Origin of the sequence: Microbulbifer sediminum (assembly GCF_021729035.1) — a bacterium.
Classification (GTDB): Bacteria; Pseudomonadota; Gammaproteobacteria; order Pseudomonadales; family Cellvibrionaceae; genus Microbulbifer; species Microbulbifer sediminum.
The window spans coordinates 562,251-572,920 of sequence record NZ_JAJSAP010000002.1; the positions used below are offsets into that span (position 1 = coordinate 562,251).

The 10,670-nt window shown below is 62.4% G+C and carries 9 protein-coding genes; 6 read left to right on the top strand and 3 right to left on the bottom strand.

Annotation, left to right across the window (positions count from 1 at the left end):
- Positions 1-636, bottom strand: a complete 636-nt coding sequence (locus LVD11_RS05140) for a TetR/AcrR family transcriptional regulator (RefSeq protein WP_237057056.1) — start codon at positions 634-636, stop codon at positions 1-3.
- Between the two features lie 154 nt (positions 637-790).
- Between LVD11_RS05140 and LVD11_RS05145 the strand changes: the two genes are divergently transcribed.
- Entirely contained in the window at positions 791-2,041 is a 1,251-nt protein-coding gene (locus LVD11_RS05145) for an NADH:flavin oxidoreductase/NADH oxidase family protein (protein WP_237057064.1), read from the top strand.
- Here the strand turns inward: LVD11_RS05145 and LVD11_RS05150 are convergent.
- Entirely contained in the window at positions 2,034-2,807 is a 774-nt protein-coding gene (locus tag LVD11_RS05150; protein ID WP_237057069.1) for a L,D-transpeptidase family protein, read from the bottom strand. The two genes, LVD11_RS05145 and LVD11_RS05150, sit on opposite strands and share 8 nt — an antisense overlap.
- A gap of 200 nt (positions 2,808-3,007) precedes the next feature.
- On the opposite strand from LVD11_RS05150, the gene LVD11_RS05155 reads away from it, so the two are divergent.
- The 5 genes from LVD11_RS05155 to LVD11_RS05175 all read left to right on the top strand — a co-directional run bounded on the left by LVD11_RS05155 (position 3,008) and on the right by LVD11_RS05175 (position 9,584).
- The gene (locus LVD11_RS05155) at positions 3,008-3,403 is read left to right on the top strand and encodes a DUF1622 domain-containing protein (RefSeq protein ID WP_237057070.1); all 396 of its coding nucleotides are present in this window, start codon (positions 3,008-3,010) and stop codon (positions 3,401-3,403) included.
- 97 nt (positions 3,404-3,500) lie between these two features.
- Entirely contained in the window at positions 3,501-4,373 is an 873-nt protein-coding gene (locus LVD11_RS05160) for a DMT family transporter (RefSeq protein ID WP_237057071.1), read from the top strand.
- Between the two features lie 94 nt (positions 4,374-4,467).
- Positions 4,468-5,124 carry an NAD-dependent epimerase/dehydratase family protein gene (locus LVD11_RS05165; RefSeq protein ID WP_237057072.1) on the top strand — a complete coding sequence of 219 codons (657 nt, stop codon included), beginning with the start codon at positions 4,468-4,470 and terminating at the stop codon, positions 5,122-5,124.
- Positions 5,125-5,306: 182 nt separating this feature from the next.
- The gene (locus LVD11_RS05170) at positions 5,307-6,422 is read left to right on the top strand and encodes an efflux RND transporter periplasmic adaptor subunit (RefSeq protein ID WP_237057073.1); all 1,116 of its coding nucleotides are present in this window, start codon (positions 5,307-5,309) and stop codon (positions 6,420-6,422) included.
- Between the two features lie 3 nt (positions 6,423-6,425).
- Entirely contained in the window at positions 6,426-9,584 is a 3,159-nt protein-coding gene (locus LVD11_RS05175; protein WP_237057074.1) for an efflux RND transporter permease subunit, read from the top strand.
- A gap of 112 nt (positions 9,585-9,696) precedes the next feature.
- On the opposite strand, the gene LVD11_RS05180 is transcribed toward LVD11_RS05175, so the two are convergent.
- A complete protein-coding gene (locus tag LVD11_RS05180) occupies positions 9,697-10,539 on the bottom strand; it encodes a S1 family peptidase (RefSeq protein ID WP_237057075.1) in 843 nt (280 codons plus the stop codon).
- Positions 10,540-10,670 lie beyond the last annotated feature (131 nt).

Below are 10,670 nucleotides of genomic sequence, written 5' to 3' on the forward strand. Positions count from 1 at the left end.
CTAGCTAACAGTGATGAACCCATCCACCAGCAGTGCCAGCTGGGCGTCGGTACCACGACAAACCCGGATGCCTGCTGCATCGAACTCCCGGTGCAGCGCCAGGCCATCCACTGCCGCCAGGGACAACTTGGCCGCCACCAGGGTATCCAGCCCCGGCCGGAAATCCCCGCTTTCCACCCCCGCAGCTAGTGTTCGCCGCAATACCGCCACGGCGCCATTGAAGAAGTCCCTCACCAGATCCCCCCCGTACTGGTCGCGGGTCACCGACTCGGCCAGGGTTACAATCGAACCCGCGCTGGCGGCGCTGAGGCCGGCCTGCAGCCGCCGCAACTGCTCCAGCAACCGCTCGCGCACCGGCAACACCTGCACCTGCTCGTGCTCCAGCGCGAATCGCTCGAGCGCCGTGAATTCAGCCAGCAGCGCGGCACGGATAGCCTGTTTGGATTCGAAGTGAAAGTAGATACCACCCTTGGTCAGGCCTGCCGCGCTGGCAATATCCTGCACTGAGGTGTTGCCAAAGCCGCGACTGTTAAAGCACTCCCGCGCCGCCGCCAGGATGGCCCGGCGTCGCTCCTCCTCAGGCAGTTTTTTCCAACCCCCGCGGACCCGGGGTGCTTTTGAAACGCTCGCGGACATAATCTCCACCCTCGTGGTCTAGTGGCCTGGCAGGCATCATAAACTGATTGGCGCCGCCCTTTAAATAAATACCTACTGGCCGGTATTTATTGACGCCCCTCCCCGGCCCCCCCTATGATTCCGACCAGCTGGTATTTATTGTCAGGAGGTAGCGATGCTGGCGACTCCCATTACACTGCCCAACGGCCTGTTATTGCCCAACCGGTTCGCCAAATCCGCGATGGAGGAGGAACTGGGCCACCTCGGTGCCCCCACCGCCGCGCATATCAACCTCTATCACCGCTGGAGTGCCGGCAACCCCGGGCTGCTGGTAACCGGCAATGTGATGGTCGATCGCCGCGCAATGACCGACCCGGGTGCCGTTTTCCTCGAGGACGAATCCAACCTGCAGCCGTTCCGCGCCTGGGCCAGTGCCGGGCGCCAGGGCGGTAACCTGTTCCTGATGCAGATCAACCATCCCGGCCGGCAGATTCCCAAATACCTGAGTGAGCGGCCGGTGGCGCCGTCGGCAATCGGGGTAGAGGTCCCCGGAGGAAGGGGCCTGTTCAATACCCCTCGCCCGCTCTCGGACGAGGAGATTCGCGAGCAGATACAGCGTTTTGCCCGCACTGCCTCGCTGGCAGTGGAGGCCGGTTTCGACGGAGTGCAGGTACACGCCGCCCACGGTTACCTGATCAGCCAGTTTCTGTCACCGCTGACCAACCGCCGCGAGGACCGCTGGGGAGGCTCAGCGGAAAATCGCGCCCGCTTCCTGTTCGAGGTCCTGGCCGCGGTACGGGCAGTGCTCCCCCCGGGCAAGGCGCTGTCAGTGAAACTGAACTCCGCCGACTTCCAGCGTGGCGGGTTCACCGAAGAGGATGCGCTCCAGGTAATCAGGCGCCTGGCAGACTACCGCGTCGACCTGCTGGAAATCTCCGGTGGTAACTACGAGTCGCCGGCAATGATGGGGGGAGAGAACGCGGACCGGGGCAGGCGCACCGCCCAGCGGGAGGCGTTTTTCCTGGACTTTGCCGAGAAGGCCCGGGCAGTTGCCCCGATGCCACTGATGGTAACCGGGGGCTTTCGCTCGCGCCGCGGCATGGACGCGGCCCTCAAGTTCGGAGCCGTGGACGTGATTGGCATGGCCAAGCCTTTTTGCCTGGAACCGGAACTACCCCGGCGCATGCTGCAAGGGGACCTGGAGGAGATTCACTACCCCACCCGCAGACTGCGCACCCAGGCCATGAGCAGCCTGGGCGTGATGGCCTCCGCCCGCACCCAGATACGCCGCATCGCCAACAACCAGCACCCCGACCCGAAGCTCAATATCCTGCTGAACCTGGTAAAGGATTTTCTCGGCACGCAGCTCCATGCCTGGCGCTACCGGCGCTGGCTGCGCAAGAATCCGGGGCCGCAGGTTACCTGAGGTCCCGGTCCACGCTGTCGCCACCGGAAGCCGGTAAGGCCGGCAGTGACCAGGGCTGCCGCAGGCGCTGGTACTCGGTGCGCGGCAATGCCACATACACCGGCCTGGCGCCTCGCTGCAGGCGCGCCAGCAGTCGATCCATCTGTGGCTCGGCAAGAGCCGTGCAGCCTGCAGTGGGCACACCGGGCGCTTTCCATAGGTGGATAAAGATACAACTGCCCGCACCGGGCTCGTTCTCCGGGTTGTGGGCGACGAATATCCCCTTTTTGTACAGCTGGTCACCGTAATGGATATCCCGGCGCATCCCCTCGCTGGAGCCCTCAACAGCGGCGCGCCCCACCTCTTCCGTATCCACCGTGCGGTTGTACAGGGGGGATTCCGGGACGTCGATGCAGAAATGGGTTTCCTTCATGGGCCAGTAAGCCAGGCCTGTTGGCACCGCTGGCAGGTAGCCGAAGGCATCGCCCAGGCGGAAGATGCCGGCAGGCGCCTTGCCGTCCCCCTCCCGCTTCTGCGGGCCCTGCTGTTGCGGGTGCAGGCCGATTCCCCAGGCCAGCCCGGTGCGGCCGATATTGACCGGCACCGGCTCCGCCACGCTTTCCCAGCCCCCCTTCTCCCGCTCGAACTGGTAAAGCACACCGGTATCCGCCTCCCAGTCTTCGGTGATGGTGAGCAACAACTGGGATGAAGCTTCGGGAATCTGGGCCAGGCCAGCGAATGGCGCCAGCGCGCCCACCAGGGCCGCAATCAATCGGGAAACTCGCACGGGCTTCGGCTCCTTCTATCTGTTTTTCACGCCAGAGGTTACTCCTTCGCGGACCATCGCAAAAGTGCCACACGCCGGGAGCCCGTCAGTAGCGGGGGAGTTGAGAAACCCACCGCTGGTACCTACATTGAAACGGCCGGGCCGGGATTTTCGTCCCACTCGTTCCGGTTTCCCCGGCATGGAGAGAATCAGGCAACAGAATGCGCACGCAATTCCTGCAGGCGATTGAGGTAACCGGCCTGGCCATCGAGATTTTCGGTGTGCTGGTAATCCTTGTTGGCTGCTGCTTCTCCACCGGGAAATTCCTCGCCACCTACCGCCAGCTCCCGGGCGCGGAATCCTTCCGCAATTTCCGCCAGCAACTGGGGCGGGCCATTATCCTGGGTCTTGAATTCCTCATTGCCGGTGACATTATCCGCACGGTGATAGTCTCGGAATCACTGGAAAATGTCGGCATCCTGGCCCTGATCATCCTGATGCGGGCCTTCCTCAGCTTTACCCTGGAAATGGAGATCGAGGGACAACTGCCATGGTCCAGGGCCCCGGGTAAACGTGAGCCGGCAACGCCCGCAGCCAACCCGGGGCGCAACAACTGATACAATTCCGCGCCAGTGCCGGCGACAAGTCCGGCAGTATCGACAAATAAGCCCCTCGCACAACCGAGCGCCCAGGGGCCGCCGGACAGCCAGCCTTATGCCCTCACTGCGGATCCTGCTCCTAACCACCCTGGCGATGATTGCCTTCGCCGGCAACTCGATCCTGTGTCGGCTGGCCCTCAAGGAAACCGGTATCGACCCGGCCAGCTTCACCTCCCTGCGCCTGCTTTCCGGCGCCGTGATCCTGTGGCTGGTATCGCTGCACAAACCGGTTGTGAAAACCACTGACACCAGGCGCAGGCACCACGGCAACTGGACCTCGGCCCTGGCACTTTTCACCTATGCCGCCGGGTTCTCGTTCGCGTATGTCAACATGAACGCCGCTACCGGCGCGTTGCTCTTGTTCGGTGCCGTACAGGTCACCATGATCGGCCACGGCCTGTGGCGCGGCGAGAAATTAGGGCGGCTCCAGTTGACCGGCACCACCATTGCCATCGCCGGCCTCGCCGCCCTGCTCCTGCCCGGCGCCACCACCCCGCCACCGCTGGCATCCGCGCTGATGCTGGTCGCAGGCGTGGCCTGGGGTGTCTATTCGCTGCGCGGTATCGGCCAGGAAGACCCGACCCGGGTAACCGCCGGCAACTTCATCCTCGCGACGCCACTGACCCTCGGCCTCAGCCTGCTCCTGCGCAACCAGGTTGCATTCGACCCTGCCGGCGCGGTCTATGCCATATTATCGGGCGCCGTCGCCTCTGGAATCGGTTACGTCATCTGGTACGCCGCCCTGCCCGCCCTCAAGTCCACCACCGCTGCCACCGTGCAGCTGAGCGTCCCCGTAATCACCGCAGTCGGCGGGGTGCTGTTTCTCCATGAGTCTCTGGACCTGCGCATGGTGCTTGCATCTGCGGCGATACTCGGGGGCATTGCACTGGTGATCGTGACCCGCAACAACGGGGAAAAGCTTCGGTAACCCGCCAAGTGGCAAAAGTGGCAGAACGAATTGACTGTGGCCGGAAAGCACGTGGTAGATTGCAGGAAATCTGTAGCATCATGCGCAAGCCCCAATGAACAGAGCAATTGTAATCGGCGCTACCGGACTGGTTGGCAGCGCGCTTGTCGACCGCCTGGCCCGCAGTGAATCCATCCAGTCAGTCATTACCATTACCCGGCGGCCCGCGCCGCATCCGTCGGACAAAGTCGACAACCGCGTGGTGGACTTTGAGCAGCTGGCGGCCCACCCGACCCTGTTCCAGGGGGATATGCTGTTCTCCTGCCTGGGCACTACCCGCAGGCAGGCCGGCTCCCTCCAGGCGCAGCGCCGGGTTGACCTGGATTACCAGTTTCAGGCGGCCGAACTGGCGGCAGCAAACGGTGTCCGCCACTATCTGCTGGTGTCGTCCAGCGGTGCCAATGCGGAAAGCCGTAGCGGTTACCTGAAAATGAAGGGCGAGCTGGAACGGCGCGTGCAGCGGCTCGCTTTTCCCCGCGTCAGCATCTTCCAGCCGTCACTGCTGCTGGGTTCACGTGATCACCTGCGTATGGGCGAACAACTGGCGGCGCTGGTCCTGCCAGCCCTGTGCCGCCTGCCCGGGTTGCGCCGCTACCGGCCTATCCGCGGCGAGCAGGTGGCGGCGCGAATGCTGGAAGTGGCCCTGTCGCCCGGCAGTGGCGTGCAGACGTTCACCCTGGACGAAGTATTTCCCTCCTCTGACACCGCATAAAACCCGTTGCGCTGATCCAGCAGGCAGAAGTCCCGGTAGACTATCCTATAGGGTCTCTCGGCCAGCCTGAGGGCCGGCCCCTGGATTGGATTCGCAGGCAAGTGAATGCCCATTTTTCTCCAGCCTCGTAACGCCTTGGGCCACACCCCAATAACAGCGACAAAGGGTCAGTGAGTCTGTCTATGCGCCACCATTGCGCAAAGAGGTTCCAACTGCTGACGGTACTGGCAGGTATCGCCGCAACACTGGTGACACACGCCCAGGAGGCGGGACGGATTACCGTGGAGGCCGTCAGCGCCAGTTCCCGCCCCATTGTCGAATCCATCCCCGTAAACGGCACCCTGACGCCCCCGCGGCTGGCACTCCTCTCAACAGAGGTGGCGGGCCTGGTCAGTGAGGTGCATTCCGATGTGGGTGACCGTATCCAGTCCGGCGAACCCCTGCTGGAACTGGACCCGGAGCTGAACATCATTGCCCGCAATGCCGCCCTCGCGGATGTGGAACGCCGTCGCGAGCTACTGTCCGATGCGCGCCGACGACTGGGTGAGGCCCAGCGACTGGTGGGCGACAATTACATTGCCGAAAGCGAAGTGGACAGCCTCACCTCACAGGTCCAGGTCGCCCGGGCTGAGCTGCGGCTGGCGGAAATCGAGGCCCAGCGCCAGGGCGCCCTGCTTCGCCGGCACCAGGTGAACGCCCCCTTTACCGGCATCGTCAGCCGCAAGCTGGCGGAAAAAGGAGAGTGGGTGGAGCCTGGCGCCGAACTGTTCGAGGTGGTATCCACCGAGCATCTTTATGCCGACCTGGAGATTCCCCAGCGCCTCTATGCCCGCATCCGCGAGGAAACACCCCTGCGCCTCAATTTCGATACGGGCGATGACCGCACCTACCGCGCCAAAGTGCTGAACAAGGTACCCCTGAGCCGCACCGGCGCCCGCACTTTCGTATTGCGTACCGAAATCGTCGACAAAAACAAGCCGGCACTGATTCCGGGGATGTCGGTCTCCGCCGAACTGCAACTGGGCACCCAGCGCAGGGGCGTGGCGATTCCCCGTGATGCCCTGACGCGCTATCCCGACGGCCGCATTACCGTGTGGGTCGCAGAGAATTTCAGCGGCTGGAACAAACCTGCCCGGGTAACCGAACAACAGGTAACCACCGGCCTGGGCTTCGGCGGGCTGATCGAGGTCCGCACCGGCCTGGAACCCGGCGAGGTAGTAATCACCCGTGGCAACGAGAGCCTGCGCCAGGGCCAGGAAGTGCTGCTCCGCCAGGCGCAGGCGGCCGGGGAAACCTAGGCCATGTTCGAGGGAATTATCCGCAACGGCATCCTGGTTACGGTCAGCGTACTGATCGTCACCATCCTGGGCGTGGTTGCTGCCCTGCAGGTGCCGGTGCAGATGATCCCGGACCTGGAAGTGCGTACCGTTACCATCCAGACCCGCTGGGCCGGTACCACACCGCAGGATATCGAAAAGGAAATCCTGATCGAACAGGAGGAGTACCTGCGCAATATCCCCTACCTGCAGGAGCTGCAGTCCACTGCCGACCTGGGTTCGGCGGAGATCGAGCTGGAATTTCCCTTCGGGGTGGATATCACCGAGACCCTGATCCGGGTCAACAACGCCCTCACCCAGGTACCCTCCTACCCCGAGAACGTGGACGAGCCCCAGGTCTACGCCACCTCGTTTTCCTCCAACTCCTTTATGTACTTCCGCGTCTCGCCGCTGCCGGGCAACCCGCGCAACCTGGATATGGACATGATGCGGGACTATATCGAGGACAATGTGCGCCCGCGCATGTCCGGCGTGCCCGGGGTGGCCCAGGTGGATGTCTGGGGCGGGGCCGAACGGCAGATCCAGATACGACTGATGCCCGAGCGCCTGGCCCAGCGTAACCTGACCCTCGGCGACGTGCGCGAGGCTATTGCCCAGCGCAACCGGGATATTTCCGGTGGCGAGGTGGAAAGCGGCAAGCGCCGCTACCTGCTGCGCACCCTGGGCCGCTTCGACGACCTGGATGAACTGCGCAACCTGATCCTGCGCCGCGACGGTGACGGCATCGTGCGCCTGGGTGACGTGGCACAGGTGCACCTGGACCACTTCAAGATCCGCAGCAACTCCTATGTCGACGGCCGGCCGGTAGTCACCCTGGCCGTGCGGCGCGAGAGTGGCTCCAACGTGATTGCCATCAAGCGGGCCATGATGAAAGCCGTCGAAAGCATCAACGCCGAGATCCTGGAACCCGCCGGCATGATCCTCGAGCGCACCGCCGACGATGTCGTCTATGTGCAGGCATCGGTATTCAATGTGTGGAAGAACCTGCTGATCGGCGCCCTGCTCGCCACCGCCATCATGTACCTGTTCCTGCGCTCGATCCGGGCAACAGCGCTGGGCGTCACAGGCATTCCCATCTGTACCATCGCCGCCTTTATCGGCCTGCTGGTGGCCGGCCGCACCATCAATGTGATCTCCCTGGCGGGCGTGGCCTTTTCCATCGGCATGACACTGGACAACAGTATCGTGGTGCTGGAGAGCATCGAGCTGGAACGTCGCCGGGGCCTGGACCGCCTGCAGGCGGCAATCGCCGGGGTGCAGAAAGTCTGGCCGGCAGTGCTGGCTTCCACCCTGACCACGGTGATGGTGTTCCTGCCAGTGGTGTTTATCGTCGAGGAGGCCGGGCAACTCTATTCGGATATCGCCATCGCGGTATCCGCTTCCATCCTGGTGTCGATGCTGGTGGCAATCACAGTGATTCCCACCGCCAGCGCGCGGCTCAAATTCGACAGCTCCACCGGCGAGGGCATCGCCCACAGCCGGCTGCGCAACAGCGTACTGGACCGGATCAGCTGGCTGATCGCCACCCAGGCCCGGCGGCTCTACTGTATCGGCATCACCGTAGCGGCCAGCCTGGCAATCGCCCTGTTCCTGACACCACCGGCGGAATACCTGCCCGAGGGCGAGGAGGCCAAGACCTTCGCCACCATGAACGCCCCGCCGGGTTACAACCTGGACACCATGGAGGCCATCGCCAGTGAGATTCAGGAATATTTCCTGCAGTACGTCGGTGACGACCCGGAAGCCTTCAAGCGCGGCGAGACAGACGTACCGGCAATGAAGTACCTCAACCTGCGTGTCTCACCGCAGAGCCTGCGTATCATTTCCGAGACCAGGGATCCGCGCCAGATCGATGAACTGATGGAAGCGATCGTGCGCAAGTACGAAAGCTACCCCGGCATGCGCGCCTTCGCCGCGCGCGGTTCCATCATCAGCAGTAACGATGGCGGCACGCGCAGTGTAAACCTGGATATTTCCGGCCCCAACCTGGCCGACCTCTACCAGGTGGCCCGCGCCGCCTACGACCGCGCCGAGGAGATCTTCGACAACCCCCGCATCCAGACGCGCCCCTCCAGCCTGTCACTGTCGCAACCACTACTGCAGGTACATCCACGCTGGGACAGGGCCGCCGAGGTGGGCATGAGCGCAGAGGCTATTGGCTTTACCGTGGCGGCGCTCACCGACGGGGCCTTTGTCAACGAGTTCTTCCTCGATGACGACAAGATCGATATGTACCTCTACAACCGCGAAGGGCCGGCGGCCACAGTCGACACCCTCGAGAAGCTGTTCGTCTACACCCCCGTGGGCCAGGTACTGCCGCTATCGGAACTGGCCGAGGTGCAGGAGACCGTGGACACCGCCACCGTGCGCCGTGTCGATGGGCGCCGCACTGTCACCCTGAATATTATCCCGCCCCGCTCCGTGGCACTGGAGACCGGCGTGGAGCAGGTCAAATCCCGGCTCGTGCAACACCTGAAGGACTCCGGACAGGTTCCCGCGGGCGTGAACCTGGATATTTCCGGCGCCGCGGACCAGCTGGATGCCACCCGCGCGGCCCTGGCTGGCAACTACATCGTCGCCCTGCTGATCGTCTACTTGCTGATGGTGGCCATTTTCTCCCACTGGGGTTACCCGCTGCTGATCATGACCACCATCCCACTGGGAATCGCTGGAGGTATTGCCGGCCTGGCGCTACTCAACCTCGCCGGTACCATCCTGCGCGGACTGGGATTCGAGGGCTTTCACCAACCATTCGACATGATCTCCATGCTCGGCTTCCTGATCCTGATGGGCACGGTGGTCAACAACCCCATCCTGATCGTGCACCGCGCGATAGCCAATGTGCGCGAGGAGGGGATGGCCGCGGTGAGCGCGGTCGAAGAGGCGGTGAGCTCGCGCCTCCGCCCCATCGCCATATCCAGCATCACCACCATCTGCGGGCTCGCGCCGCTGGTATTCCTGCCGGGGGCCGGCACCGAGCTTTACCGGGGCGTGGGAGTCATTGTGATGGGAGGGATAATCGGTGCGACGCTGGTGACCCTGACCATGTTGCCGGCGTTGACGGTAATAGTTCTGGACTGGCGCCGGAAACCAATTTCGAGACCAGGAAACGCGGAAAGCTGACCAGACAGGGCAAGAGGCCCCCCGTGACCAACCCGCCACGAAGCCCCTCACTCATCACTGGCAACTGCCTTCTGCCAAAACCTCGGTGGGCTGCCAACTGACGATTTTGTAGTCAGCCTCCTCCTGCAAACTCCTCCCGCTCCTTTTCGTCCTCGCCAGACATGGTGCTTTCGATCCACGCGACATAATGAGAAATACGGACATTATTACCGCCGTCCCCGTAACGCGCACCGCGATACATCCGCAAATCCCTTTCACTGGAATCCCAGGAAACAAGACCCGCAAGCTGCCATTGCCTCCCTTCCCGCATAAGAATGGGGCCCCCGCTATCGCCATTACCCGACATACCCTCCAGCGGAAGAGCAGATTCCGGGGGATCAAACGTGTAGGTAATCCAGCGCGTATCAACACTGGAAATGACGTTGAAGGCTCTGCGTAAAGACGTGCGATGTGGACTGCCAGGCTCCATTCCCTCATGGCCATTGCCTGTGGCCCCCTTGCCGACTAGCTGGACACTCCTGCCCAATTCGTCCCTGCCACGATAAAGAGAGATCGTCTTGACATCGGTAACTGGCACTTTCAACTTAACAAGCGCAATATCATCGGACGACGCAAGGAACGCCCTTAACTTAGAGCCGTCACCAGAAGCTAACGCCTCTTTCACAAGCGTTTCAGGGGGCATCCTGTGTCCAGGGTGAACGACTACGGATTCAACCTTTCGTGGCAGGCCATTAATAACAATCTCCCTGACGTGCTGCATACAAACCACATGCGCGACTGTCACCACCCATTGGGGAGAGATCAGAACGCCGTGCCCTTCGCCGGGAAAATCCGCCAATACAGGTATCTCAGAGGCCGGTATTTGATACTTCTCATCTTCAATGTCATCACGAATGATAATGGCGCTGGCCGCGGATGATACGGCAAACAGTGCCAGGAAAAGATATCGCTTCATAGGCTTCCTGTTATTTTTATCCTTAATATGCTCGCAAAGATCGTAAGTCTTAAACTGGTCTTACCCACAAAAAGTAGACACTCTAACTACGCGCATTTGCGCTCATACTCTGCCGGGCTTACATACCCAAT

What these genes read in the sequence shown, in the direction of transcription:
- LVD11_RS05140 (WP_237057056.1), bottom strand. Translation starts at nt 636, where the DNA reads ATGTCCGCGAGCGTTTCAAAAGCACCCCGGGTCCGCGGGGGTTGGAAA.
- LVD11_RS05145 (WP_237057064.1), top strand. Translation starts at nt 791, where the DNA reads ATGCTGGCGACTCCCATTACACTGCCCAACGGCCTGTTATTGCCCAAC.
- LVD11_RS05155 (WP_237057070.1), top strand. Translation starts at nt 3,008, where the DNA reads ATGCGCACGCAATTCCTGCAGGCGATTGAGGTAACCGGCCTGGCCATC.
- LVD11_RS05160 (WP_237057071.1), top strand. Translation starts at nt 3,501, where the DNA reads ATGCCCTCACTGCGGATCCTGCTCCTAACCACCCTGGCGATGATTGCC.
- LVD11_RS05165 (WP_237057072.1), top strand. Translation starts at nt 4,468, where the DNA reads ATGAACAGAGCAATTGTAATCGGCGCTACCGGACTGGTTGGCAGCGCG.
- LVD11_RS05170 (WP_237057073.1), top strand. Translation starts at nt 5,307, where the DNA reads ATGCGCCACCATTGCGCAAAGAGGTTCCAACTGCTGACGGTACTGGCA.
- LVD11_RS05175 (WP_237057074.1), top strand. Translation starts at nt 6,426, where the DNA reads ATGTTCGAGGGAATTATCCGCAACGGCATCCTGGTTACGGTCAGCGTA.
- LVD11_RS05180 (WP_237057075.1), bottom strand. Translation starts at nt 10,539, where the DNA reads ATGAAGCGATATCTTTTCCTGGCACTGTTTGCCGTATCATCCGCGGCC.